A 26,270-nucleotide genomic window follows, 5' to 3' on the forward strand; every position below is an offset into this window, starting at 1 on the left:
GGCCTCTCGGTGGGTTCATCTGGGGAGGAGGCTATCGCGTGCTCCGAGCAGCGGCGGCCGCTCTTTCGGATGCAGCAGCGCCCGCACGGTCGGCCAGGACTTGGCGTGGCCGAGCAGCCCCCGTCGCACCTCGGTCGCGACGGTCAGCCAGAAGTAGACGATCGCCCGGACGGTGCCGGTTCGCCGGCGGTACAGCCGCACGCGGTTGAGGATCTTCATCGTGTGGGTCGTCGCGCTCTCTCCTGATCCGCCGCCGATGTGCATGGCGCCCGCCGCGGGCGTGTACACCGTGGCCCACCCGGCGTCCTTGGCGCGCAGGCTGAAGTCGGTCTCTTCCGAGTAGAGGAAGTACGACTCGTCCATCCCCCCGAGCGCCGCGTAGCGTGCGCCGTCCACGAGCAGGATCGCGCCCACCGCCCACTCCACCTCGTGCTCGGTCTCGTATTGCTGCGGATCCTCGATGCGTTCGGTGAACATCGGCCTGCCGGTGAAGCTCAACCCACCCACGCGGCCCATCGTCGGACCCCGCCGCAGCGTCGGTGACAGGCTCCCGTCCTGCTCCCGCACGCGCGGAGCGACCACGGCGGTCCCCGGCTTGCGCAGCACGGCGTACATCGATGGCACCGAGCCGGGGTCGAGCACGGCGTCGGGGTTGAGGATGAGGATCGCGGAAGCCTGCGGCGAATGACGCACGGCGCGGTTCATGCCCGCGGCGTACCCGTCGTTGTGGGAGCGGATCACCGTGCAGTCCGCGCGGCCGTCCAGGATCGCCAGGGTGGCGTCGGTCGAGCCGTTGTCGACGACGACGACCGAATACGTCAGCTGTCCCATTGCGGCGGGGATGCTGTCCAGCAGCTCGGTGATGTGGTGTTCGCTGTTGAACGTCACGACGACGGCAGCGATGTCCACGGGCGGCGCGTCGGTCATCGCAGGAGCGCCGCCAGACCTGCTTTGGCATCTTCTATCCGGCGGAGCGCGCCGCCCAGGCCCAGGATCAGGAACAGCGTCCCCATCGTCATCGGGAACGCGAACGCGTCGAACATGAACAGGCACGTGAATCCCGCGCAGACGGCCGCGGCCAGCGCCACCGCCAGGTCGCGCGACGCCTCGTCGCGCAGCCGAGCCCGAAGCCGGAACAGGGTCACCGCCGCGGTGATCCCCAGCGCGAGGAACGCGAGAGTGCCGACGATCCCGATCGTCACCAGGAGCAGCAGATACTGGTTGTCGAAGATCCGGTACTTGGGCAGCAGGGTGCCCAAGCCGCGTCCGAACCACGGATCCCGGGCGATGAAGTCCCCGGCGAACGCGAAGCTGTCGGTGCGCGAGGTGATGCTCGGGTCATCGCCCGCACCGGTGAACAGGCCGACGATGGAGCCGACGAAGCTCGGCACCAGCACCACCATCGCCAGCACGCCGGCAACCGCCACGGCCAGGACGTATCGCCGTCGGGCGGGTGACCATGCCACCAGGCAGACGAGGACGGCGACGGCAGCGCCGAGATACGCGGACCGCGACGAGGTGAGCGGGATGATGGCGGCGAGTGCGAGAGCAGGAAGCCACCGCACCACCAGTGGGCGATGATTGTGGCAGAAGCCGACGTGCAGGGCGATCGGAAGGATCATCGCCAGGATGACGCCGTACTCGATGGGATGCGTCGCGGTCCCGGCCGGGCGAGGGTACCCGCCGCGGGTGCTGAGGCTGTACGACGGCCCTCCGTTCAGGCCGGGGATCGACAGCTGATCCACCCACAGCTGCCGGGTCGCGATCTGCACCAGACCGAGAACCGCGAGGAGTCCGCCGCACACCGCGAAGCGCCAGATGAGCGTGTCGAGGCGGCTTCTCTGATGGATGCCGTCGTGCGTCAGCAGCAGCGTGCCCGACCACGACGCGAGAGCGAGCAGCCCGACGTCTGCGGGGCTGATCTCATCCGGGCTGATGGGGCCTGTCATCGCGAGCACATAGGTCACGCCGACGCTGAACAGCAGGATGCCCAGCGCGATCCGGATGGGCTGAGGCTCGGAGACCGCCCGTCGTGCGGCGCCGACGAAGGTGAGCAGCCAGAGGAGCAGACTCCCCAGACCGAAGAGCAGGGACGGTGCTCCCGCACTGCCGAGCGGGCCGACGATCAGGCGGGAGGGGAGGAACAACAGCAGCCCGAGGTACAGAGTCAGCCATCCGACCGAGTCCGTCAGGATCCTCGTCTGCGCGACGGGCAGGAGAGCCGTCAACTATCCCGTCCCGCCCGGATCTCGATCGGGCCCGTGACCGCGCCCTCGGGTTCCTCGCTCGGCGCCGGTGCCGTTGGTGCGGGACGACTCCGTCTCCGGCCCCTCGGCGCACGTGGGGGCCGTCGATCGGTGGACGATTCCGCGTCGGCGGGGGCGGGGGCGCTGCGGCGCATTCTGCGCCGCAGCAGCAGGCCATCCAGCGCGAAGGCGGCGAACCCGGTGACCACCACTCCCACGACGACGGCCGCGATCACGTTCCGCACCGTGGACGAGGTCTCCCGGGTCGCCTCGGAGTCCACCGCCAACTCCATCGATGTGATGACCGACGACTCCGGCGCATCGACCTCGCCCTGCAGTCGAGCCAGCTCTTCGGGGATGCGCGTCAGCAGGTGGTCGAGCGTCGACAGCGTCGCCTCGGCCGTCCGGTCGGTCACATCCACCGAGATGACGGGTCCTCGGGTGGAGTCATCCAGGAGGACTTCGTACTCGGCGGTGCGCGAAAGACGTTCGACCTCGGTATGGGCGGACTCGCTGGCGAAGTACGCGACGACGATGCTGGCGGGTTGTTCCAGGCCGCTGAGGGCCAGGAACGGGTTGCCCCCCTCCGCGACGGCGTTCGGGCCGGGAAGCAGGAGGACCAGTGCCCGGGCGTTGTACTCCGGTGGTGTCACGGAGTAGGCGCTCACAGCGAGCCCGGCGGTCAGAAGAAGTCCGACCAGCACGACGTACCAGCGGCGCGCCAGCGCTTTGACAACATCGGCGATCACGGGCTTCCTCCCCCCACGAGCACTCCCCGAAAGCCACGTACAGAGTTAGTCTAATCCGGGGGACGTATGACTTTCTGGGAGCTTTTGCGAGCGGTTCTCAGGTATTGGCCCATCGTGCTGGCGGGGGCGCTGTGCACCGCCATGGCGGGCGTGGCGATTCTGAGCGACGATGGCGTGTATTTCACGCGTACCGAGATCCTGTTCCTCGCTCCGACGAGCCCATCGAACCCGAACGCCCTGCGCACGCAGTCCGAGGACGTCATCGACATGGCCGGCGTGGTGGCCAAGAGGCTCACCGGCCCGGGCGAAGTGCAGAAGTTCGCCTCCCCGGATGTCACCCTCCTGGGCCTGGGGATTCGAGACGGCTGGTCCCTGCGTCTGCCGGACACGGGTGGTCAGTGGGGTACCAACTTCGCGACCCAGCGACTCGTCCTGGACATCGTCGGGCCGACCCTGGAGGCCGTCCGGGAGCGGCAGCAGGACCTGCTGGAGGGCGTCCGGACCGAGCTGGCTGCGTTGCAGCAGGAGAGGGGCGTCGACGTCTTCAACGAGATCACCTCGCTCGCTGCGCCGGAGACGACCGTGATCAATCACGTCGGAGGCAGCCGTCCGCGCGCCCTCGGAATGACCCTGGCGCTGGGCGTGGGCGCGACCATCACCGTGGTCCTGGTGCTCGAGCGGCGTCGTCGGCGCCGCGAGGTCGAGCGGGGGATGATCACCCGACCTCGACCCGCGGGTGCCTCCGATCGAGCCGATCGGCAGGCGGTCAGACACTGATGGGTGGTACCCCTGCACTGCGCAGGGGCACCACCCAGAACGGACTCGGGTCAGTTCGCCGGAGCGACCGCCGTGCCGTCATCGAACAGGTTGTTCGTCCAGACCGCACCGGGTGCGTTGATGTCGAAGGACGTCACCGGTCCCCAGTATCCGCACACGTACCCGCGGCCGCCTGCACCCATCTCGGTGCCGCGCTGCCACACGTTGTTGGTGAAACGGATGTCCCGCGTCTGGCCGGAGTACGGCTTGCCCGCGGTGGATCCGCCGTACGTGCAGTACCCGCCCGATCCCGCGATGATCAGGTTGTTGTCGATCCGGTTGTTCTGCATCGGATCGAAGTCCGGGTATCCGGTGATCGCGGCGGAGCAGCCGGCATCCGGAGCGAAGTCCGGAGCGTCGCACGCGATGGTGTTGTGGATCAGGTTGCTGTTCGTGTTGACGCGGATGCCCGACTCGTGGTTGACGCCGGACGTGTCATGCAGCTGGCCGTGGACGTACGAGTCCTGCACCGTGCAGTTGGCGTAGCAGTTGATCGAGCGGGTTCCGCCGGTCACCTCGACGCGCAGAGCGGTGAAGAACGCATCCCCGATGCCGGTTCCGGCATAGTTGCCCGCGAAGACCTCGCTGTCGGTGATGGTGAACGAACCGACGTTGTTGTTGTAGTCGGCGTACACCGAGCCGTTGATCTTCGAGTTCTTGATCACGACATCCTTCGCCAGGATCCGCAGCGAGCAGTTGACCTGCTTGGCGTCGATGACGTACCCGGCGGTCTGAATCGTGCAGGGACCGGTGTAGGCCGTCAGAGCGACCCCGGCGGGGACCCCGGTCGTTGCAGAGCTGGGGAACGAGCGGCCGAGGGCGACGAACCCGCCGGAGGCCGGGGGTGTCGGCGTGGTCGTCGGCGGCGGAGTCGGCGTCGGAGTGGCCGTCGGAGTCGGCGTCGGTGTCGCCGTGGGCGTGGGCGTCGCGGTCGGCTTCGGCGTCGCGGTCGGCGTCGGTGTGGCCGTGGGTGCGGGCGTCGTCGTGGTGCCGGAGGCCTGGTAGACGACATCCACCAGATAGTTCGACCCGGCGAACGTCGAGGTCGGCACCGCGCGCGTGGCGCCGTAGCGGTAGACGCCGGCACCGGCCTTCAGCGTGAAGCCGTTCTGGTTCTTGGCCGACGAGAGATCGCGGCTGATGGAGGGGTAGCCGCCGTTCGGCGCCTGGTACGACACCACATAGGAGGTGCCGCCGGTCAGTGCGACCGGCTTGGTCAGCGGGATGGTGCGCCACCCCGGTGTCGTGCTGGCCTTGAACTTCACGGTTGCCAGCACGCTGCCCTGTGCCGACCACAGTGTGGCGGTGGTGACGTTCTTCGCGCCACTGCCCTGGTAATACTGCAGGGCGGTGACCGAACCGGACTTGTCCGGCGAGAACCGCACGCCCAGTTCGACGGCGGCTCTGTCGCGGTCGGCGCCGGAGCTCGGTTTGAGGTCGTCGGCGAAGATGCCTGTCGTGGCGGGAGCGGCCAGGGCCGGCGCGACCGCCGCACCGGTGAAGGCGAGAGCCAGGGTCGCCACAGCGGCGATCCCCAGCTTCAGCCGATTGGGCAGGGGCGTACGAGGACGTAGAACATTACGAGGCATGACAATCCAGGGGGGTTTCGATACGGGGGGTTTCCGTCGGACATTGGGAGTATTCCCCACCAGCCTTGGAATCCAGCCCGGTATGAGAGAAGATTCACGGAGTTTTTCCGGCCTTCGGTAGTGTTCGGTGATCCCGGTTCGCGCGATCCGACGCCCCCGGAGACCCATCACGGAGGGCGTGACGATGGCTCGAAGTCCCGGTCCGTTCCGCCTCTTCGTGCTCGTATCCCTCGCGGCGTATGCGGCGCTGGCCGCGGCGATTCTGCTCGCGCCGTTCTCGGTGACCGGGGCGCTGGACGCCTTCTCGGAATGGGTGCGCCATGATCTTCAGCTCAGCTGGTTCGGCTCGGGGTGGATCGAGTTCGCCGCCAACGTGGTGCTGTTCGTGCCCCTCGGTCTGCTTCTGACGCTGCTGTTCCCTCATCCGTGGCAGGGCGTGGTGCTCGCACTCCTGCTGTCGGCCGGTGCCGAGCTCGCGCAGTTCGTCATCCCGTCGCGCCAGCCCAGTCTGCGTGACGTGCTGGCGAACGTGGCCGGCGCGGCGATCGGCGCGGGGATCGCGTGGCTCTTCGTGCTGCGCAGGCGACGGACCGCGGCATCCCACACGATGGCCGTGCTCGAGGATCCGGCGCCCTGATGGCGAGCGCATCGGTCCAGCTGCGCCCCATCATCGAGGCGGACTTCGACGCGGTCGCCCTGTTCCTGCGCGAGCAGCTGAACCGTCGCGTGCCGGTGGCGGCATGGAAACGGCTGCTGGCGCCCCCGTGGGCCTCGACAGCGCCGAACAGCGGCTTCCAACTGGTGGCCGAAGATCGGATCGTCGGGGTGTACGTCGCGGTCTCCTCCGAACGCGAGGTCGACGGGCGGACGCTGCGCTTCTGCAATCTTGCGGCGTTCTGCGTGCGGGAGGACTATCGCAGCCACAGCCTGCGGCTGCTGCGCGCACTCCTGGGGCAGAAGGACGACGTGTTCACGGACTTCTCGCCGAGCGGCAATGTCATCGCCCTGAACGAACGGCTCGGATTCGTGCGACTCGACACGTCGACGAGGCTGACCGCCAACCTGCCGAGCCCGCCCCGTCGCGGCGTTCACGTCTCGGAGGATCCGGCCGTCATCGCGGCGGCCCTCACAGGAGAGGATGCCGCGGTCTACCGCGATCATCGCCATGCCGCCGCCGCGCGGCACCTCGTGGTCACCGCCGCGAACGAACACGCGTACCTGGTCTTCCGCCGAGACCGCCGCAAGCGACTGCCCGTCTTCGCCACACCGTTGTACGTCGGCGGAAGCCGCTCGCTGCTGCGCGCGGCGTGGCCGGCGGTGGCGTCGCGCCTGCTGCTGCGGCACGGACTGGCGGCGACCTTGGCCGAGCCGAGGATCCTAGGCTTCGCCCCGAACCCCGGCCGGTCCCTCTCGTCGCCCCGGGTGAAGATGTTCCGGGGCACGGCCGTTCCGGCCGAGCGGATCGACTACCTCTACAGCGAGCTGACGCTGCTGGAGTGGTGAGCGTCCGCTGCCGCTAGCGCCACCGTTTGATCGCGCTCTTGAGCACGCTCTGCGCGTCGCTGAGGCCCGGGCGGCGCAGAATCAGGGCGCGGATCGACTCGCGCGTGTCTTCGGCGGTGACGCTGTAGCGGGCCTGGAACCACGAGTTCGGCCGCGCCGGGAACCGGTCACTGCTGTACACGCCGGCGTACCCGCTGAGTTTGAGCTGGTTGATGACCCTGCGGTCGTACTGACCCAGGGGCAGCGCGGCCTCGTCGACCGGTCCCCGGCTCGCTTCGCCGAGCGCTGCCCGCGCCTCGACCAGCTCGCGTGCCGCCACCTCGTCGGACATGCCGCGCCACGAGATGTGCGACCAGCCGTGGTTGCCGACCTGCATGCCCGCGGTGCGCAGGATCCGCAGGTCGCCCGGCGACAGACTCGCCGGGTCGTCGAGCCGCCCGGCGAGCGCGAAGAACGTGCCGGTCAGGCCGCGGTCCTCCATGGCGGGGAGTGCGACCGCGGCATCCGAGATGTTTCCGTCGTCGAAACTGAGCCGGACGTTCGTGTGTGTCGCGATCTCGTCCAGCATCCGCAGGAAGTGGGTCTCGCGCACCCAGTACTGTGACTCGCCCTCTTCGCGTTCGCGGGTGCACACACCGATGCCGTGGAAGCAGATGTTCTTGATCACGGACTGATTCCGTGCGCCAGCGCAGGAGCACGTTCGCGCGTGCTGGTGTCCTGCCCCCAGCCCGCGCCGGCGCTCGCCGTCTGCCGGGCCCGCCGCGCGGCGACCATCGTGATCGAGAAGTACGCCACCGCGCCGGGCCAGAGCCGCGGATGCGGCAGAGCGACGCGCAGCCACGCCCAGCGATCGGTGGGGCGCACTGCGAGTGCGATCTGCCCGGTCGCCGCCGCGGCGCGCATCTCGGCGTTGCCGCGCCTGACCCGGACGAGACGGTTCATCAGATCCCGCGTCTTGTACGGTGCCTCGACGAGCACGGCGACCTCGCTCACCTCCGCCTTCTCCGCCGGTTCGAATTGGGAGTCGAGGAAGAGATCGTCCGCGACCAGGGCCGGGAACGCGCCGAAACGCGAGCGGCCGGCCTCGGAGACCACGATCATCCCGCGCCCGAACAGGCCGTCGCGGAACGCGGGCAGGCGTTCGTTGATGGAGAAGTAGGCCCGCACCGGCCACGGCCGCCCCGCGGTGTTCAGGCGCCGTCGCGGGACGACGGCGAGAGCCTGGGGCGTCCGGTCGAGCGCGGCCACGAGCCTCGCGATCGCGTCGTCCGGCGGGACGATGTCGGCGTCGAGGTAGACGCGGGGGTACGACGACGCCACCGCATCGCCCGCGTTCAGCGCGCCGGCCTTGCCGGGTGCCGGACGGTCGATCACCGTGACGCCGTAGCTCTGTGCGACCTCTGCGGTCCGATCGCGGCAGCCGTTCGCGACGACGATGATCTGATCGCCGCAGACGTCCTGCCGGAGGAGCGCGTTCAGACAGGCGCCGATGATGCGCTCCTCGTTGTGCGCGGCGATCACGAACGTCGGTCGCGTGGGCGCCGAGGCGGCGGTGCCTGCCGTCGTGCGCGCGTCTGCCCCGGACATGAGTCAGAACGCGCCCTCTGCCCGAGCCAGGGCGCTGACACGGGCCGTCGCCGGGACGGGCGCCACCGGCTGCACGGGCGCAGCCCGCTCGGCATCCCGAGCCAGAAGGTAGGCATCGAACGCGGCCGCGTCCTCGAGCTCGACGAAGCGGCGCCCCTGCGCGTCGAAGATCGGGTCCTCGAATGTCTCGGGAACGGCGGGCGCGTCCAGATGGTGTCCGGTGATCGTGTCGTAGACGCCGACGTACGCCTCGGCCTGAGGGCGCCAGTCCATCAGCTGTGTGGCGCGGAGCCGGGCCGCGCGTCCGAGGTGCACGCGCAGGTCGCGGTCGTCGATCAGTCGCTCGACCTGGTCGGCGAACGCGGCGACGTCGCCGGACGGGGCGTAGAGCACGGTGTCGGCTCCCGAGACCTGCGTCTCGACGAGGTCGAACGCGACCGACGGCAGCGCGTAAGCCATGTACTCCATCGTCTTGTTCATCGTCGAGACGTCGTTCAGCGGCGTCTTCAGGTCCGGGCAGAGCCCGATGTCGCCGCGGCTGAGGTACTCCGCCATCTGCACGCGGTCCACGCGGCCGGTGAAGGTCACGTGATCGTGCAGCCGCAGCGCCCGCGCCTCTGCCTTGAGGTCCTCGAGGCAGTCCCCGAAGCCGAGCAGGGTCGCGGTGACGTTATGGCGTCCGCGACGGTGCACGAGCTCATCCACGACGTGCAGCGCCTGGTCGACGCCGTCCTGCGGACCCATGATCCCGACGTAGACGAGGTTGATGCCGTCCGCGGCGCGCGGGTTCTCGGGGTAGATGGGGCGCATCTGCTGCGTATCCGGTCCGCTGCGCACCACGGTGACCTCGGACGCGTCCCGACCGCCGCGACGGACGGCGATCGCCTTGTAGGACTCGTTCGTCGAGATGATGTGGTCGGCCGCGCGGAACGAGCGGCGCTCGAGCCACAGCAGCGCCCGGTACTCCAGCTTCTTGAGGCGGCCGCGGGGCTCTCCGAAGCGGGACCGGAACAGCTCGGGGTTCAGATCGTGGTGGTCGAACACGAACCGGACGCCGGCCACGCGCCACAGCAGGGCGAGGAGCCAATACGTGTCCGGCGGGTTGCAGGCCTGGATCACGTCGAAGCGGCCCGCCCGGCGCACCCGCAGGCTGAGCCACGCGGTGCGCACCCAGCTGTAGGCGAACTCCCACGCGAATCCGCCCAGCCCCTCGGCTTCGGGCGCCGGGGCGTACTTGTAGATGTCGACGCCATCGAGGTGCTCGCGAGCCGCGTCACCGGGACCCTTCGGGCAGATCACGCTGACCCGATAGCCCCGGGAAACGAGAGCCTGACACTCCAGCCACACCCGTCGATCCAGCGGGACAGGAAGGTTCTGGACGATGATCAGGACGTGCGGGCGCCGCGTGGACGAACCGCCTCGGGTGTTCTGGAACATGCTCATCCTTCTTCTCGGGAGCGGGAACGGACGCAGAGGTGTGCTCGACCCGAGGGACCCACGGCCGCGGCAGCCGGCGCCTGAGCGCCGAAGCGAGCGGGCCGGCCGGGGATCGGGGGTTCGCAGCCGTGGATCCGGTCTCGGTGTGATGGGGATGTGCGCGATGGTGGTGCCGGAGTCAGAGGATGGGTGCGCGCAGTCATGGCATCAGTACGCGCCCCGAGGACGGACCATCACCCGGGCGGTGCGCCAGATGATCATCAGATCCGTCATGACCGACCAGTTCTCGACGTAGTGCAGATCGAGGCGGACGCTCTGCTCCCAGGACAGATCGCTCCTGCCGCTGATCTGCCAGAGGCCCGTGATGCCCGGTTTGATGTACAGGCGGCGGAAGACGGGACCGTCGTACCCGCCCACCTCGCTGGGCAGCGGCGGGCGCGGACCGACGACGCTCATGTCGCCGCGCAGGACGTTCCAGAACTGCGGAAGCTCGTCCAGCGACAAACGGCGCAGCACCGCACCGACGCGCGTCACGCGCGGGTCATGGTGCAGCTTGAACAGGGGACCCGCACCCTCGTTGTCCGCGAGCAGAGCGGACAGCTCCTGCTCGGCCGACGCGCGCATCGTCCGGAACTTGAGGATGTCGAACTCCTGGCCGTTCAAGCCGACCCGCCGCTGCCGGAAGAACACGCGGCCGGGGGAGTCCAGCGTCACCAGCAGGGCGATCAGCGGAGTGATCAGCGCGATCGGCACCAGAGCGACGCCGGCGACGAGGATGTCGAGAGCGCGCTTGTACGCGTGCTGCGCTCCCTCGAACGAAGGGATCCGCACCTGCACCAGGGGGAGCCCCTCCACCTGGCGCAACGAGATCCGCGGCCCCGCGACATCGGTGAGCCTGCTGGAGAGCACCAGATCGGCGGCGGTCCCCTCCAGCTGCCAGCTGAGGCGCCGCGTGTACTCGGCGTCCGCCAACTGGCTCGCCACGATGATCGTGTCGGCGCCGACCTGGCGCGCTGCCTCGGCGACGGTCTCAGGCGTACCCACCACCGGGTAGACCCCGGTCGGAACGATCACGTCGGATCCGACGGGCACCTCATCCAGCGCGGTTCCCACGACCTGGTAGCCGCGCTGGTCGTCGCGCTCGAGCGTGGAGATGACGTGCTCGATGTCGGCGCGCCGGCCGACCACGAGAGCCCGGGACACGTAGTTGCCGCCCCGTCGCTGCGCGATCAGCCAGCGCCGCCAGCCGCGGCGGGCGATCAGCAGGGCGAGCAGACCCACGGGCAGGGCGAGAATGAGCTGATAACGAAGCCCCTGCCACTGGAGCACGATGAACGCCATCGCAAGCACTCCGAAGGCAAGGCCGGTGGCGTGGGCGACGAGTTTGTACTCGGTGCTCCCCGCGCCGGTGACCCGGGCCGAGCGGGTCTGGAAGGCCCACAGCATCACCGTCCACGCGACAGCGGCCGCCAGCGGCAGCCGGCAGATGACCCACGGGTCCTCGATGAGCACCTGCGGACCTGTGGCGATCAGCTGCAGGAGCGCGGCGCCCGCGGTGACGGCGACGATCACCGCGGTATCGGTCGCGATCAAGCGCCAGCGGTAGCGGCGCTCTTCGAGGCGGCGACGTTCGAGAGCCGGCGTGACCTGCCTGGCTGCGGCTTGAACCGCCGGCGAGCGGGTGAGTGCGGCGTCCGGACCGACGCGGTCGGACGGCGCTTTCGGGCGAACCGGCAGCTCCGGGACAGGCGTTATCCACGGTGCGGCACCGACCCGGACGGTGGTCATCTGCGCGCCCCGAATCGGCGCGCGCGAACAGGCTGATGACGTACCCGTGCATCATCGAAAATGCGCAACCGCGCACCTCCAACGGTGCACGGGTACGCCAATTGACGTCTCCCCATGACGTACATTCCCCAGTGTTTCCCCAGATGCGGGCCCCATACCCGCGCGCACATCGAAGAGAAGACCTCGTGCCCGACCCCAGATCGGGAGGTCCTACACTGCCGACCCCTCGGCAGTGCACTCTCGGCATCTTGCGATGTCGGATGTGCGGTTCGAAGCATAGCCCCAAGACCGGCGATCTGTCCCGACTTTTTTCTCACGGGCGGCGTGTCGGGCGTCGTTCCGCGGATCTCGGGCGCCTGGGCGTGCGGCTCGGGACGGTTCCGGATGCCGAATCCGCGGCCGCGGCATCCGCCCTGTTCCTTCGCACGGGGTCCAGGGGCTATGATGCGAATCGCGAGCACTCCGCTGGGGAGTTGAGAGCTCGCCGAATCCCGCCGGGGAGCGGGATTCGATAACGCCTTCTGGGGAGGCATTGCGCATGCGTACATGGGGGACGCTGCTGGTCGCCGCCGCGCTCATCGCGGCACCGACGGCAGCTCATGCTGATTCGGCCGACAACTACACTCCGGTGGATCCGTCGGGGGCGACGCTGGCCGGCTCGGTAGTGACCGGCGAGTGCCGCAACGCCGAGCTCTGGCTGGCGTACACCGTCACGATCACCGATCCGGACGACGTGGCGGCCTCGACGGGTGTGGCGACGCTCGTGATCGATGTTCCCGGGCGTTCCGTGCCCGTGACACTCGGGCCGCTGACCGACGGGTCTGTCGCAGGCAGCATGCGGTTGCCCGCTGCCGCCGGCGCCGAGCTGCGCCGGGTCGCGGGCGGGGGCACCGCGGCCACCACCGTGAACGCGACGATCCAGGTGCAGCCGGCGTCCGTGCCGGCGCTGGCGTACCCGATCACGCTTCCCGCCTGCGGCGCCGCGCCGGCCAGTACGGTCGGCGCTCTCGCCGTGACCGGAACCAGCGGGCTGACGCCCGTCGTCGGACTCGCCGGTGGGGCGCTCATCGCCCTCGGGTCGGTCTTCGCCCTGCTGCGCCTGCGCTCGCGTCGGCCGCACTGATCGGTCGTGTCTTCCGTCGCCGTGCGGCGACGCCGCCGCCGCGTCCTGTGGGGGGTCGGCGGCGGCGTCCTCGCCCTCGCGGTCGTCGCGACCGGCTGGGTGGGCCTGCGCGCCTGGCAGGCGTCGCAAGAGCTCACAGCGCTGGCGCCGATGGTCGCCGAGGCGCAGGCCGCGGCATCCGCCCGGGACTCCGAGCGCATCGGTGAGCTGCTGATCGACATCGGTGCGCACGCCGACCGCGCCGCCGAGCTGTCCTCGACACCGATCTGGCGCGCGGTCGAGGTCGTGCCCGGGCTGGGCCCGAATCTCGAGGCGCTGCGGGCCGTGTCCGAACAACTGTCCTCGGTCGCGGACGCAGTGGCCGAACCCGCTCAGACGCTGCTGGCGATGGAGCCGGCCGCGCTCGACGTGGGATCGCTGCGCGCCCAGGAGAAGCCGCTCGCGGCGGCGGCGTCGGCGCTCGCGACGGCACGCGACACGCTGAACGCGATCCAGACCGACCGGCTGCTCGCGCCCCTGGCCCGGGGTGTGACCGAGCTGACGCCGGTCATCGACGCGCTCGCCTCCGCTACAGACGGGCTCGCCGATGCTGCCGCCGTGCTGCCGGGTCTTGCGGGGGCGGACGGGCCCCGCACGATCCTGGTGATGCTGCAGAACTCTGCGGAGCTGCGCACCGGGGGTGGGATCACCGGCACTTTCGCCGAGATCCGGGCCGAGGACGGAGAGTTCACGCTGGTGCGGCAGGTGGATTCGTCGCAGTTCGAGCACCTCGCGGCGCCGATCGTGCCGCTGCCTGCCGCGACGGTCGCGCTGTACGGCGACGTCGTCGGGCGCTTCGTGCAGAACGCCACGATGCCGGCCGACTTCGCGCTCTCGGCCCAGCTCGCGCTGGCGTGGTGGGAACGAAGCCAGGGCACGACGCCCGACGCGATCATCGCCGTCGATCCGCTCGTCGTGAAGGCGCTGATCGCCGCGACCGGACCGGTCGCGCTGACCGACGGGTCCACTCTGGACGCGGACGGACTCGTGCAGCGCCTGCTGGTGGACCCGTATCTGCACCTGGACTCCGATGCGCAGACCGCGTTGCAGCGTGAGGTCACGGCATCCGTCGTCGCCGCACTGGTCGCGCGCGTGGATCCGGTGGTCTGGGCGGCGGCCCTCGCCGACCCTGTCGCGGCTGGACGCGTGTCGGTCTGGAGCGCGGTGTCCGCCGAACAGCGGGTCCTGGCCGCAACGGCGGTGGGCGGGCCGCTGGCCCGCCTTGACGCGGCCGGTCCCTCGGCCTACGGCGTCTTTCTCAACGACGCCACCGGCGGAAAGATGGACTCGCACCTCGGCGTCGCGTTGAGTGCGGAGAATTCGTGTGCGGGAGAGTCCGTCGTGACGGTCACGCTGTCGCACACGGCCGACGCGGCGGCGGTGGCGGCCTACCCGATGAGCATGACCGGCGGTGGCCTGTGGGGAACGGGCGCCGGCGACATCGGCACGACCGTGACCGTCGCGGCTCCTGTCGGCTCGGTGTTCGGGGGAGCCACGGGTGAAGAGGGGCGACTCCCCTCGGTCGACGTCGTCGCGGACGGGCACCCGTCCACCGCGGTGCGAGTGAACATCTCGCCCGGCCAGACCGAGAGCGTCCAGTTCCGTTTCACGCAGACCCGGGCTTCCTCGCCTGTGCCGGCGCCGGTGCTCGTGCACACGCCGACCCTGACGCCGGTGGAATCGCAGACCCCGGACAGCACCCGACCCTGTGCCTAGTGCCCATTCGGGTTGGCCACGCACAGGGTCAGGGTCCGCGAGGTCTCCCCAGATCACTCGCGAAAGGTCGACAGAAAGAGCCAGATCGAAGCTTCCCCAGAGGCATAAGTCTGCCAGCGCAAGACACACTACACCGGAATCCGTGTCCACCAAATGGGGGACACGGACTTTTTGCGCGAATTGTTCTTCCGGCGGGTTTTTTCCCGTGGGCGCGCCGGAAAATCGGGTCAACGGACCGCGCGTTCAGCCCGATATGCTCAAAACGCCTCCGTTCGTGCTTCCCCGACTGTCCCCAGCAGTACCGCGGTTCGCTCCCCAGCGATGCCGCTTCGGGCAGGCTTTTCGGGGGAAGTGGGCCCCCTCGCAGTTTCGTTCCTCACGGACCGGCCGAGGGGGCCTGCGCCTTCTGCCGCCCGGACCCCGGTGGTGCGACCGGCCGGACCCGGCTTGCGCGGCTGGCTTGGCGTGTTCGGTGGTTCGGGCGCGGCATCCGTGTCCTGGGCGCGGCATTCGTGTCCTGGGTGCGGCATTCGTGTCCTGGGCGCGGCATCCGTGTCCTGGGCGCGGCATTCGTGTCCCGGGCGCGGCATTCGTGTCCTGGGCGCGGCATCCGTGTCCTGGGCCGCTGCTCAGGATGCACGCACCGCGCGACCGTAGGATTGGGCGCATGTGTGGAATCGTCGGATACGTGGGCCCTCGCGACAGCCAGGCCATCCTTCTCGCCGGACTCGCGCGGCTCGAGTACCGGGGCTATGACTCCGCCGGTGTCGCGGTCATCGACGGCGACGGCGGGCTCGGGATGCGCAAGCGCGCCGGCAAGCTCAAGGTGCTGCGCGACGACCTCGGCGAGCACCCGCTCGCGGACGGGCGCACCGGCATCGGCCACACCCGGTGGGCGACCCACGGCGGACCCACCGACACCAACGCGCACCCGCACCTGGCCGACAACGACAAGCTCGCCGTCATCCACAACGGGATCATCGAGAACTTCTCCGAGATCAAGGCCGAGCTGGTCGCCGAAGGGTTCGAGTTCCGCAGCCAGACCGACACCGAGGCCGCGGCCGTGCTGCTCGGTCGCGAGTATCAGGCCGCCGGCGGAGACCTCGTCGCCGCGTTCCGCGCCGTCGTCAGCCGCCTCGAGGGCGCATTCACGCTGCTCGCGATGCACGAGGACCACCCCGGTCTCGTCGTGGGCGCCCGCCGCAACTCCCCGCTGGTGATCGGACTCGGTGAGGGCGAGAACTTCCTCGGCTCCGATGTCGCCGCGTTCGTCGAGCACACCCGCAACGCGCTCGCCATCGGGCAGGACCAGATCGTCGCGATCACACCCGAGGGCGTCTCGGTCACCGACTTCTTCGGCAACGCGGTCGAGGTCGAGCCGTTCGAAGTGCTGTGGGATGCTTCGGCCGCAGACAAGGGCGGCTGGACCAGCTTCATGGCCAAGGAGATCAGCGAAGAGCCCGAAGCCGTGCTCAAGACGGTCCTCGGACGCACCCGCGGCGGCCAGGTGGTCATCCCGGAGCTGGATGGGATGGACGACCTGTTCGCCGGCATCCAGCGCATCATCGTCGTCGCCTGCGGGACCGCCGCCTACGCCGGTGCGGTGGGCAAGTACGCGATCGAGCAGTGGGCGCGCGTCCCGGTGGACGTCGAGCTCGCGCACGAGTTCCGCTACCGCAATCCGGTGATCGGCCCGGACACCCTGGTCGTCTCGATCAGCCAGTCCGGCGAGACGATGGACACGCTGATGGCCGTCAAGTACGCCCGCGAGCACGGCGCCAAGACGCTGTCGATCTGCAACACGCAGGGTGCGACCATTCCCCGCGAGTCGGACGCGATCGTCTACACGCACGCCGGACCCGAGGTCGCGGTCGCCTCGACCAAGGCGTTCGTCGCGCAGATCACCGCCCTCTATCTGTTCGGGCTGCACCTCGGACGCATCCGCGGCACGGTCGATGCCGAGGCCGCTGCCGGTTACGTCGCCGAGCTCGAGGCGATCCCCGACAAGATCCGCCGCATCCTGGCGGAGGAGCAGGAGCGCATCGAGCAGCTCGCGCACTGGATGGCCGACACCCGCTCCGTGCTGTTCCTCGGCCGCCACGTCGGCTACCCGATCGCGATGGAGGGTGCGCTCAAGCTCAAGGAGCTCGCCTACATCCACGCCGAGGGCTTCGCCGCGGGCGAGCTCAAGCACGGGCCGATCGCGCTCATCGAGGCCGGCCAGCCGGTGTTCGTCATCGTGCCGTCGCCCCGCGCGTCCGCCGAACTGCACAAGAAGGTCGTCTCGAACATCGAGGAGATCCGTGCGCGCGGCGCCCGCGTGATCGCGATCGCCGAAGAGGGCGACGCTGCCGTGCTGCCGCACGCCGACGAGGTGCTGCGCATCCCGATCGCCGGACCGCTCTTCGAGCCGCTGCTGGCCGTCGTGCCGCTGCACATCTTCGCGATGGGCCTGGCCACGGCGAAGGGACTGGACGTGGATCAGCCCCGCAACCTGGCGAAGTCCGTCACGGTCGAGTAGGGGCTCGGGTCTCGCCGCCCGTTGCGGCCTGGGAGACCGGGTGCCCGCGGCGGACGGCGGTGGCGGGTGTCCGCGGGCTACGGCGGTACGGGGTGTCCGTGGCGGACGGCCGGTAGATGGATGCCGCGGCGGACGGCGGTACGGGGTGTCCGTGGCGGACGGCGGTGGCGCGATGCCGCGGGCTAAAGTGGCGGGGTGCTGAAAAGACGTCGACCGTGATCGTCGGGATCGGCGTCGACCTCGTCGACATCGCCCGGTTCGAGCGGACGGTGGAGCGCACGCCGCGCCTGCTGGACCGCCTCTTCTCGCCCGCGGAGCAGACGCGCTCCCCACGCTCGCTTGCCGCGCGCTACGCCGCGAAGGAGGCGCTCATCAAGGCCCTCGGCGGTTCGGACGGCGTCCACTGGACCGAGATCGAGATCACGCCGGAGGCCTCCGGTCGGCCCTGGTTCACCCTGACCGGCTCGACCGCCGCGGTCATCGCCGCGCGCGGCATCACCGGGCTGCACCTGTCGATGTCGCACGATGCCGGCTTCGCGACCGCGTTCGTCGTCGCGGAATCCTCGGGTGATGCCGCGGCCCCCAGCGCGGCGAACCCTCCTGTGGCAGCTCGCGCTGCGGCGGGTCCGTATGCCGAGGCCAGCGCTGCCGCGGCACCCGATTCGAGTGGCGTTGTGGTCTCTGCTGTCGCGGCAGGTGATTCGTCTCGCGGCCCGTCCTCAAACGCGGGCCACGACGCCGAACCCGGGCCGCGAGCCGCGGACGCGGCGCGGACGTCGGATGCGGGCGCCGGTGGTGTCGCTGGTCCGGATGCCGCGGCCAGCGCTGCCGCGGCATCCGATTCGAGTGGCGTTGTGGCCTCTGCTGTCGCGGCGGGCGATTCGTCTCGCGACCCGCTCACAAACGCGGGCCACGATGCCGAACCGGGGCCGCGAGCCGCGCACGCGACGCGGACGCCGGATGCGGGCGCGGGTGGTGTCGCTGGTCCGGATGCCGTGGCCAGCGCTGTCGCGGCATCCGATTCGTCTCGCGGCCCGTCCTCAAACGCGGGCCGCGACGCCGAACCCGGGCCGCGACCCGCGCACGACGGGCCGCGCGACGCCCGACCCGGCACCGACGAAGCGGTCGCCGCAACGCCGGTCGCGGGTCCGGATGCCGGGGCCAACGCTGTCGCGGCAGGCGATTCGTCTCGCGGCCCGCTCACAAACGCGGGCCACGACGCGGAACCCGGGCCGCGAGACGCGCAGCACGGGCCGCCCGCCGCGCACGCCGACCCGCGACCCGCGCACGCCGACTCGCGACCCGCGCACGCGGACCCGCGACCCGCGCACGCCGACCCGCGACCGCCCGCGCAGCCCGACACGCGACCCGCGCAGCCCGACACCCGGGCCGCGCGCTACGACACGGAGACGCCCGCATGACCCGCCTGCCCGCCGGCGTGCTGCGCGAGGCGACGATCGACGTCGGTGCGATCACGGCGAACGTCCGGCACCTGCGGCGGCTCACGGATTCCGAGATCATCGCCGTCGTCAAAGCCGACGGCTACGGTCACGGGGCCGTGCGTTCCGCGGTCGCCGCACTCGAGGGCGGTGCCAGCCGCCTGGGCGTGGCCGACATCGGCGAGGCGCTCGCACTCCGCCGCGGCGGCATCATGGCCCCGATCCTCGCGTGGCTGCACGCCCCGGGCACCTCGTTCGTCGAGGCGGCATCCGCCGGTGTCGAGCTGGGCGTATCGAACTTCGCGCAGCTGCTGCAGGCGGCGGCCGCGGCATCCGCTGATCGTGCCGTCGGGGTGCACCTCAAACTGGAGACCGGGCTGGGGCGCAACGGGATCGCGCCCGAGGACTTCCGTGTTCTCTTCGCCGAGGCGGCGCGCCTCGAGCGCATCGGCAAGCTGCGCGTGATCGGGCTGTTCAGTCACCTCTCCAATGCCTCGGCCGACGACGACCGGGCGGCGCTGCGGCTGTTTCAGGAGGGGGTGGGGATCGCGGCATCCGCGGGGCTCGCCCCACCGCTGCACCACATCGCCGCGACGCACGCCGCGATCGCGCTGCCCGAGGCGCGGCTCGGCTGCGTGCGCATCGGGATCGGGCTCTACGGGCTGTCGCCGTTCGCGGGGCGGTCCTCGGCCGAACTCGGCCTGCGCCCCGCCATGACCCTGCGCGCCCCCGTCGCCGCGGTACGACGCGTGCCCGCCGGGCAGGGCGTCTCGTACGGGTACGACTACCGCACCGACCGCGAGACGACTCTCGCGCTGGTGCCGCTCGGCTACGCGGACGGCGTTCCGCGGCAGGCGTCAGGGGTCGGTCCGGTCGCGATCGGCGGCACGCGGTTCCGCGTCGCCGGACGCATCGCGATGGACCAGTTCGTCGTCGACGTCGGCGATGCCGAGGTGGCGGTCGGGGACGAGGCGATCCTCTTCGGCGACCCCACGCTCGGCGCCCCCGCCGCCGACGACTGGGCCGAGGCCGCCGGCACGATCAACTACGAGATCGTCACGCGCATCGGGCCGCGCGTCGCTCGCCGGCAGGTGTCGGCATGAGCGGGCTGGATCCGCTCGTCGGGCGGTACGAGATCGCCAGTCCTGACGACATGGAGGCGTTCGGCGAACGCATCGGCCGGATGCTGTCGCCCGGGGATCTGGTCGTTCTGACCGGCGCGCTCGGGGCGGGCAAGACGACCCTGACGCGCGGGATCGCCGCCGGGTTGGGCGTGCGTGGACCGGTGCAGAGCCCGACGTTCGTGATCGCGCGGACGCATCCGTCGCTGGTCGGAGGGGCGCCGCTCGTCCACGTGGACGCCTACCGGCTCGGTTCGGCCCTCGAGCTGGACGACCTCGACATCGACGTGGACCGATCGGTCGTCATCGTTGAGTGGGGCGGCGGCATGGTCGACGGCCTACGGGACGAGTGGTGGGAGATCGAACTCGAACGCGAGCTCGGCGGCCGCGGAGCCGACACGATGTGCGGCGACCCGTCTCGCGCGGCGCAAGAGCTCGACGCCGACGCGCCGCGGGTCGTGACGGTGTCGCGCAGGGCGTAGCGCCGCCGCCCGATCCCGGGCGCTGAGCCCCCTTACTCGCCGGCCGCGGTCGGGGGCCCGATCGCCCCACGCCGCCCGCGGCGCCGGCCTGATCGCCCGGTCGATGAGCCCGGCCGCGCGCCGCGCGTGGTGCGGTGTCGCGCCGCCCGCGCTGCGCCGCCCGATCCCGGGCGCTGAGCCCCCCGCCGCTCGCCGACTACCCTGGAAACGTGATCCTCGCCATCGACACCTCCGTCGGCACCGCCGTCGCGGTGGCCGAAGACGACGGGGTGGTTCTCGCGGAGAGTTCCAGTGAGAACCCGCTCGGCCACGCCGAGGTCATCGGCGGGATGCTGCAATCGACGCTGGCTGCGGCATCCGTCTCACCCGAATCCTCCGCCGAGGCGCTCACGCACGTCGCCGCCGGCATGGGCCCGGGTCCCTTCACGGGCTTGCGGGTCGGGATCGCGGCCGCGCGGGCTTTCGCTCTGGGGCGCGGCATCCCGGTCGTGCCCGTCGTCAGTCACGACGCCGTCGCGCTGGAGATCTACCTGGCCGGCGCCCTCAGCGATACCGAGGTCCCCCGGTTCGCCGTCGTCACCGACGCGCGCCGCCGCGAGTTCGCGTTCACCGTGTACGAGGGGATCGACGACGATGGGCTCCCGGTGCGCGCCACCGAGCCCGCGCTGATCCCGCGCGGGGATCTGGACGGGCGGCTGGTCGAGCTGGGCGCGGAGCGCCGCGATGCGGCAGCGGTATCCGCCGCGATGATCGCGATCGTGGCGGGCCGCGCGGTGGCCGCGGCACGCGTCGGCACCTCGACCGAGCCCCTCTATCTGCGCTCGCCCGACGTCACGATGCCGCACGGACCGAAGCGGGTCACGGCATGACGATGCGCGCGGCGACACTGGACGACCTGGACGCGATCATGGCGCTGGAGCGTGCGTCGTTTCCGAGCGACGCCTGGTCGGAGGCGATGATGCGCGAGGAGCTCGCGTCGCCGCACGGCTGGTACGTCGTGGTCGAGGAGGCGGGCCGGGTCATCGGATACGGCGGGCTGCGCGCGGTCGGCGGCGCGACGGATGCCGACATCCAGACGATCGCGCTGGCCGAAGGATTCCGCGGCAAGGGCCGCGGGCGAACGCTGCTGACCGCACTGCTGGACGAGGCCGCGCGCCGCGGGATGCGGGACGTGTTCCTCGAGGTACGCGCCGACAACCCCGTCGCACAGGCGCTGTACGTGTCGGAGGGCTTCGCCGAGGTGGGGCGCCGGCCGCGGTATTACCAGCCCGACGACGTCGATGCACTCGTCATGCGCGTCAATATCGCGGGATGGATCGCACGCAATACGTCGGATCCGGAGGTGTGCACGTGATCGATCCCCGACTTTTGACGATGAACCGCGTCGAACCCCTCGTCCTGGGCATCGAGACCAGCTGCGACGAGACCGGCATCGGCATCGTGCGCGGCCGCACGCTGCTGAGCAACACGATCGCCTCCAGCATGGACGAGCACGCGCGCTACGGCGGCGTCGTCCCCGAGGTCGCCGCGCGCGCCCACCTGGAGGCGCTCACCCCCTCGATCGAGGCGGCCCTGGCCGAGGCATCCGTGTCCCTCAACGATCTGGACGCGATCGCGGTGACCTCCGGCCCCGGCCTCGCCGGAGCCCTGATGGTCGGCATCGGCGCCGCGAAGGCGCTCGCCGTCTCGCTCGGCAAGCCGCTGTACGCGGTCAACCACCTGGTCGGGCACATCGCCGCCGACATCCTCGACGCCGACGCCCCGGCGCTCGAATACCCCACGGTGGCACTGCTGGTCAGCGGCGGGCACACTTCGCTCCTGCTCGTGCGCGACCTCACCTCGGACGTCGAGCTGCTCGGCGAGACCATGGACGATGCCGCCGGCGAAGCGTTCGACAAGATCGCGCGGCTGCTCGGACTGCCGTACCCCGGCGGGCCGGAGATCGATCGGGCCGCTTCGTCGGGTGACCCGCGCGCCATCCCGTTCCCGCGCGGCCTGTCGCGGGCGAGCGACATGGCCACGCACCGCTACGACTTCTCGTTCTCGGGGCTCAAGACCGCTGTCGCCCGCTGGACCGAACAGCGCGAGGCGCTCGGCGAGCCGATCCCGATCGCGGACGTCGCGGCATCCTTCCGCGAGGCCGTCGTCGACGTGCTCGTCACCAAAGCCCTCGCCGCGTGCGCCGACCACGGTGTTCCGCGTCTGCTGCTGGGCGGCGGCGTCATCGCGAACCGCCGGCTGCGCGAGGTCGCGACCGAACGAGCGGATGCCGCGGGCGTCGCCCTGCGCATCCCGCCCCTGTCGCTCTGCACCGACAACGGCGCGATGATCGCGGCCCTCGCCGCACAGCTGATCATGGCCGGCAACGAGCCCTCTGCCTGGGGTTTCGGCGCGGATTCGACCCTGCCGGTCACCGAGATCCAGGTCGCTGAGGAGGCCGCATGAGCGACGCACGGGACGACCAGGCTCCGGATGCCGCGACCGCGAGTCCGCGGGACGCCGGCGTGGGTGCGGCCGCCGCGGATTCCGGTGTCGAGCCGAGTCCCCCGCCGAGGCGGCCGCTGCGACGGGCCGGACGGGAAGCGAGAGCGCGTCCCGAGGAGGGTTCCGGCATCGCCGATCCTCCCGTCGCGCCCGGCACTCGTGCCGCCGAGGCAGCGCAGCCCCCGCCGCCGCTCCTGCGCGCGGCTCCACCGCTGCCCCCGACACCGCTGCCCCCGGCACCGCTGCCCGCGACACCGCTCCCCCCGACACCGTCTACGACCCCGCAGACCGCCGCCGCTCACCCGGCACTGGACCCCGCCGCCGCCCACGCAGCGCTCGAACCCGCCGCCGCTCACCCGGCGCTCGACCCCGCGGCATCCCGCCCCGCACTGACGCCCGCGGCCGTCGAGCCCCCCTCGCCGGACGTGGCGCGCGTCGAGGCGGAGTCGGCGCTTCCCGGCATGCACCGCGGTGGCTTCGAGCGCTGGCCCACCGCACCGGTCGGCGTCGCACCGATCGTGACCGCGCCGGATCTCGATGCTCCGGTGCAGTGGGCCGTTGCCGAGCCGGCGGCACCGTCGCGCGGCATGGCGGCGTGGGCGATGGTGTTCGCGGTCATCGCGCTCATCGTGTCGATGTTCGTCGGCTGGGGCTTTCCGCTCGGCCTGGCCGCGATCGTGACGGCGATCATCGCCCTGCGGCGTCCGCTCGAGAGCCGGGCGGTGGCGGTCTGGGCCCTCATGCTCGGCGTCGTCTCGGTGGTGTACAGCGCGGGCTGGCTGTTCTTCGCCGCGACGCGCCTGGGCCTCTTCGGCTGACGGCTGACGCGGCTGACGCCAGCCGACGCGCCTCTTCGGCTGACGCGCTTGACGCGGTACGCGGCTGACACGGCGACTTGGCTGACGCGGGCTGACGCGCGTCTATTGGGCGGCCGCCTGCTGACGCCGGACTATTGGGCGGACGCCTCCGACCCGGCTGACGCCGCCATCCCACAGCCCCCGCCGCACAAACCGGTTGAAGCTACTCGACCACCCGGTCCGCGAGGATCGCGATCCGCTTGGATCCGACCCGCGTCAGGATGAGGGTCGCCGACCCGTCGCCGCGGAGCTTCAGCTGCTTGCGGCAGGCGGCCGGGTCGATGTCGACGCCGCGCTTCTTGATCTCGAGCCGCCCGATCCCGCGATCGCGCAGCGCGCGGGACAGCGCCCGCACCTCGGTCGGCAGCACCTCGCGCACGCGGAAGCTCGCGACGAACGGACTGGTCAGCGCCGCGTCCGAGGTCAGGTAGGCGATCTGATCCGACAGCATGCCGGCATCCAGCGCCCGCGCGACGTCGCCGATCAGACGCGCGCGGATCACCGAGCCGTCCGGCTCGTGCACGAAGGCGCCGAGCGGCCGGACGGGTTCGTCCGCGGCATCCGTCGCCGAGGTCAGCTCCCACGCCGCGTCGCCGCGCAGCACGAGAGCGGCGCGGCGCACGCCCTCACGAGCGAGGATGCCGGACCACAGCACGAGCTCGACCGTGGATCCGTCCGCGCTGACCCACTGCGCTTCGACGCCGTCGGGGATCATCCCGCGGTCCAGGCCCGGGCCCAGCTTGATCCCGGTCGGGAGCCGCGCTGCCAGCTCGAACGCCCAGTCCAGCGCGGGGGAGTAGTCCTCGGGGCGCACGCGCGCGGTCTCGGAGTGCCCCGACGTGCGGCGGGCGGGATCCAGCCACACGCCGACATCGGATGCCGCGTCCCCCGGTGCCAGTGCCTCGGCCGTGCCGTGGCGGACGGTGACGGCATCCCCGAACGGGGCGAGGTTGTACGCGGCGATCGCGGCGGTCACCTCGTCGGCTTCGACCGCGTCGACCCGCAGGCCGAGCGCGGCGAAGCCGAGAGCGTCGCCGCCGATCCCGCAGCCCAGGTCCGCGACAGTGGTGATGCCGGCCGCGCGGAACCTGCCGGCATGCCCGGCCGCGACCGCGAGACGGGTGGCCTGCTCCAGACCCGCCCGGGTGAACAGCATCCGATCGGCGAAGTCGCCGAACTTCGCGCGAGCCCGCACGCGCAGCCGCGCCTGGCCGACGACGGCGGAGACCAGTTCGGGGGAGTGCCCCGCCTTGCGCAGCCTCGACACCGTGCGGGCGACGTCTTCGGTGGAATCGACGGCGTCGGTGGAGTCCAGCAGCCGCAGCCCCTCGGGGGTGAGCAGTGCCGTCAACTCGGTGAGATCCACCCGGCAAGCCTACGTTCGTGCGGGGTCGCGGCACGGCGCGGGATCCGGACGGGGGTTCGGGGGTGGATGCCGGTACCCCTACTCGAACACCCACCCCCCTCCCGAATCCCCAGGGGGGTGGGTCTCAGGCGCGGGGGGCATCCCCGATGTGGCGGGCCGTCGGAAAGCCCAAACTCTAACTAATACGCCGCCGGGCAACTTTCGAACAAAGGAAAAAATCATGGCTGCTGACGATAACGTCAACGTTCTGGGACTCCAGACCAACATCGACGACTCGGTCGAGGTCAACGACAACGTCGTGGGCAACGACGACAACAACATCGGTAACGACGACAACGTGGTCGGCAACGACGACAACAACATCGGTAACGACGACAACGTGGTCGGCAACGACGACAACAACATCGGTAACGACGTTCTGTCGCACAACACCGACAACACGGACAACACGAACAACTCGACCAACATCGCCACGGCGGTCGCTGACTCGGGCAACGAGGCCAACGGGAACTTCTCGGGCAACCTCTCGGGTAACGACAACTCGGACAACTCGGACAACTCCGACAACTCCGACAACTCCGACAACTCCGACAACTCGGACAACTCGGTCAACACCGACGCCTCGGTGAACGGCATCGCCAACAACTCCGACAACTCCGAGACCGACAACTCGGTTGACAACTCGGTGAACGGCATCGCCAACAACTCCGACAACTCGGAGAGCTACACCAACTCGTTCAACACCCAGATCCTCAACGACAACTCGGTATCGGCTGGCATCCGCCAGTACAACACCGGCTTCGGTGACTTCAACCTGGGTGGCCTGGGCGGCGCGGGCCTCGGCGGTGGCGACTTCACGTTGGCGCTCGACAACCGCAGCACCATCGTCGACCAGTCCGTCAACCAGAACATCGACACCGGTGGCGGCTTCGCCAGCGGCAACGTGATCCAGGGCTTCGAGAATGAGGCACAGACGGCATCGGGCGACCAGGCTGTCGCCGCCGGTGACGACGCGAACGTCGACAACTCGGTCACGAACATCGAGGTCGGCGACGTGTGGATCGGCAACGAGTGGAACACCACGTCGATCAGCGACTCCTTCCAGGACAACTCGGTCAACACCGACGCCTCCACGAACACGCTGATCAACGACTCGTTCAAGGACTTCTCGGACAACTACGACGTTGACGTCGAGGTCGAGGACTCGTTCAACGACGAGTGGTCTTCGGAGGTCGACATCGACACCGAGCTCGAGTGGGAGAACAGCGGCAACTTCTTCAGCCCCGGCAGCGCTGCCACCGGTGGCGAGAACCTCGACTTCTAAGCGAAATCGGGTCGAAGAAACCGACACACCGACTTGCCCGGCCACCCTCAGGGGTGGCCGGGCAAGCGGCGTTTGACCGCGTA

Annotated in this window: 22 protein-coding genes and 1 pseudogene; 14 read left to right on the forward strand and 9 right to left on the reverse strand. The window is 70.5% G+C overall.

What is annotated here, in order from left to right:
* Positions 1–15: 15 nt before the first annotated feature.
* The 3 genes from ABD655_RS04395 to ABD655_RS04405 are packed head-to-tail and all read right to left on the reverse strand — an operon-like array spanning position 16 to position 2,995.
* Positions 16–927 (reverse strand): glycosyltransferase family 2 protein, encoded by a 912-nt coding sequence (locus ABD655_RS04395; RefSeq protein WP_344711887.1) that lies wholly within the window; start codon positions 925–927, stop codon positions 16–18.
* Positions 924–2,228 carry an O-antigen ligase family protein gene (locus tag ABD655_RS04400; protein ID WP_344711889.1) on the reverse strand — a complete coding sequence of 435 codons (1,305 nt, stop codon included), beginning with the start codon at positions 2,226–2,228 and terminating at the stop codon, positions 924–926. Before ABD655_RS04400 ends, ABD655_RS04395 begins: the two co-directional genes overlap by 4 nt.
* Positions 2,225–2,995, reverse strand: a complete 771-nt coding sequence (locus tag ABD655_RS04405; RefSeq protein WP_344711890.1) for a hypothetical protein — start codon at positions 2,993–2,995, stop codon at positions 2,225–2,227. Before ABD655_RS04405 ends, ABD655_RS04400 begins: the two co-directional genes overlap by 4 nt.
* 66 nt (positions 2,996–3,061) lie before the next feature.
* Between ABD655_RS04405 and ABD655_RS04410 the strand changes: the two genes are divergently transcribed.
* Positions 3,062–3,772, forward strand: a complete 711-nt coding sequence (locus ABD655_RS04410; protein ID WP_344711892.1) for a hypothetical protein — start codon at positions 3,062–3,064, stop codon at positions 3,770–3,772.
* A gap of 50 nt (positions 3,773–3,822) precedes the next feature.
* Here ABD655_RS04410 and ABD655_RS04415 read toward each other — a convergent pair whose 3' ends face one another.
* Positions 3,823–5,334, reverse strand: coding sequence for a DUF4082 domain-containing protein (locus ABD655_RS04415; RefSeq protein WP_344711894.1), 1,512 nt, complete (start codon positions 5,332–5,334; stop codon positions 3,823–3,825).
* A gap of 250 nt (positions 5,335–5,584) precedes the next feature.
* Here ABD655_RS04415 and ABD655_RS04420 point away from each other — a divergent pair, with 250 nt between their 5' ends.
* Together ABD655_RS04420 and ABD655_RS04425 are read left to right on the forward strand one after the other, a co-directional pair.
* On the forward strand, positions 5,585–6,037 hold the full coding sequence (locus ABD655_RS04420; protein ID WP_344711896.1) for a VanZ family protein: 453 nt from the start codon (positions 5,585–5,587) through the stop codon (positions 6,035–6,037).
* Positions 6,037–6,903, forward strand: coding sequence for a GNAT family N-acetyltransferase (locus ABD655_RS04425; RefSeq protein WP_344711898.1), 867 nt, complete (start codon positions 6,037–6,039; stop codon positions 6,901–6,903). Before ABD655_RS04420 ends, ABD655_RS04425 begins: the two co-directional genes overlap by 1 nt.
* A 13-nt stretch (positions 6,904–6,916) precedes the next feature.
* Here the strand turns inward: ABD655_RS04425 and ABD655_RS04430 are convergent, their stop codons facing one another.
* The 4 genes from ABD655_RS04430 to ABD655_RS04445 all read right to left on the reverse strand — a co-directional run bounded on the left by ABD655_RS04430 (position 6,917) and on the right by ABD655_RS04445 (position 11,715).
* The gene (locus ABD655_RS04430; RefSeq protein ID WP_344711900.1) at positions 6,917–7,570 is read right to left on the reverse strand and encodes a polysaccharide deacetylase family protein; all 654 of its coding nucleotides are present in this window, start codon (positions 7,568–7,570) and stop codon (positions 6,917–6,919) included.
* A complete protein-coding gene (locus ABD655_RS04435; RefSeq protein ID WP_344711902.1) occupies positions 7,567–8,490 on the reverse strand; it encodes a glycosyltransferase family 2 protein in 924 nt (307 codons plus the stop codon). The genes ABD655_RS04430 and ABD655_RS04435 overlap by 4 nt, the downstream gene beginning before the upstream one ends.
* A 3-nt stretch (positions 8,491–8,493) precedes the next feature.
* Positions 8,494–9,927, reverse strand: coding sequence for a glycosyltransferase family 4 protein (locus tag ABD655_RS04440; protein WP_344711903.1), 1,434 nt, complete (start codon positions 9,925–9,927; stop codon positions 8,494–8,496).
* Positions 9,928–10,134: 207 nt separating this feature from the next.
* Positions 10,135–11,715 carry a sugar transferase gene (locus tag ABD655_RS04445; RefSeq protein ID WP_344711905.1) on the reverse strand — a complete coding sequence of 527 codons (1,581 nt, stop codon included), beginning with the start codon at positions 11,713–11,715 and terminating at the stop codon, positions 10,135–10,137.
* Positions 11,716–12,253: 538 nt separating this feature from the next.
* Here ABD655_RS04445 and ABD655_RS04450 point away from each other — a divergent pair.
* From ABD655_RS04450 to ABD655_RS04495, 10 genes and pseudogenes are all read left to right on the forward strand, one after another.
* A complete protein-coding gene (locus ABD655_RS04450) occupies positions 12,254–12,838 on the forward strand; it encodes a hypothetical protein (protein ID WP_344711907.1) in 585 nt (194 codons plus the stop codon).
* 6 nt (positions 12,839–12,844) lie between these two features.
* Entirely contained in the window at positions 12,845–14,593 is a 1,749-nt protein-coding gene (locus ABD655_RS04455; RefSeq protein ID WP_344711909.1) for a DUF4012 domain-containing protein, read from the forward strand.
* A 667-nt stretch (positions 14,594–15,260) separates the two neighbouring features.
* Positions 15,261–17,114, forward strand: a complete 1,854-nt coding sequence (gene glmS / locus ABD655_RS04460) for a glutamine--fructose-6-phosphate transaminase (isomerizing) (protein WP_344711911.1) — start codon at positions 15,261–15,263, stop codon at positions 17,112–17,114.
* 215 nt (positions 17,115–17,329) lie between these two features.
* Positions 17,330–17,689 (forward strand): annotated as a pseudogene (locus ABD655_RS04465) (holo-ACP synthase); the annotation flags it as partial.
* Between the two features lie 842 nt (positions 17,690–18,531).
* On the forward strand, positions 18,532–19,656 hold the full coding sequence (gene alr / locus ABD655_RS04470; RefSeq protein WP_344711913.1) for an alanine racemase: 1,125 nt from the start codon (positions 18,532–18,534) through the stop codon (positions 19,654–19,656).
* Positions 19,653–20,156, forward strand: a complete 504-nt coding sequence (tsaE, locus tag ABD655_RS04475) for a tRNA (adenosine(37)-N6)-threonylcarbamoyltransferase complex ATPase subunit type 1 TsaE (RefSeq protein ID WP_344711915.1) — start codon at positions 19,653–19,655, stop codon at positions 20,154–20,156. The genes alr and tsaE overlap by 4 nt, the downstream gene beginning before the upstream one ends.
* A 209-nt stretch (positions 20,157–20,365) precedes the next feature.
* Complete coding sequence (gene tsaB, locus ABD655_RS04480; protein ID WP_344711917.1) at positions 20,366–21,025, forward strand: tRNA (adenosine(37)-N6)-threonylcarbamoyltransferase complex dimerization subunit type 1 TsaB; 660 nt, start codon at positions 20,366–20,368, stop codon at positions 21,023–21,025.
* On the forward strand, positions 21,022–21,510 hold the full coding sequence (gene rimI / locus ABD655_RS04485) for a ribosomal protein S18-alanine N-acetyltransferase (protein ID WP_344711919.1): 489 nt from the start codon (positions 21,022–21,024) through the stop codon (positions 21,508–21,510). The genes tsaB and rimI overlap by 4 nt, the downstream gene beginning before the upstream one ends.
* Before the next feature lie 20 nt (positions 21,511–21,530).
* Positions 21,531–22,601, forward strand: a complete 1,071-nt coding sequence (gene tsaD, locus ABD655_RS04490; RefSeq protein WP_344715670.1) for a tRNA (adenosine(37)-N6)-threonylcarbamoyltransferase complex transferase subunit TsaD — start codon at positions 21,531–21,533, stop codon at positions 22,599–22,601.
* Complete coding sequence (locus ABD655_RS04495; protein WP_344711920.1) at positions 22,598–23,458, forward strand: hypothetical protein; 861 nt, start codon at positions 22,598–22,600, stop codon at positions 23,456–23,458. The genes tsaD and ABD655_RS04495 overlap by 4 nt, the downstream gene beginning before the upstream one ends.
* A gap of 202 nt (positions 23,459–23,660) precedes the next feature.
* On the opposite strand, the gene ABD655_RS04500 is transcribed toward ABD655_RS04495, so the two are convergent.
* Positions 23,661–24,863: a class I SAM-dependent methyltransferase gene (locus ABD655_RS04500; RefSeq protein WP_344711922.1), complete on the reverse strand. Its 1,203-nt coding sequence runs from the start codon at positions 24,861–24,863 to the stop codon at positions 23,661–23,663.
* A 220-nt stretch (positions 24,864–25,083) separates the two neighbouring features.
* Here ABD655_RS04500 and ABD655_RS04505 point away from each other — a divergent pair, with 220 nt between their 5' ends.
* Entirely contained in the window at positions 25,084–26,187 is a 1,104-nt protein-coding gene (locus ABD655_RS04505; protein ID WP_344711924.1) for a hypothetical protein, read from the forward strand.
* The last annotated feature ends 83 nt before the right edge of the window (positions 26,188–26,270 follow it).

It is taken from the genome of Microbacterium terregens, from assembly GCF_039534975.1.
GTDB lineage: Bacteria > Actinomycetota > Actinomycetes > Actinomycetales > Microbacteriaceae > Microbacterium > Microbacterium terregens.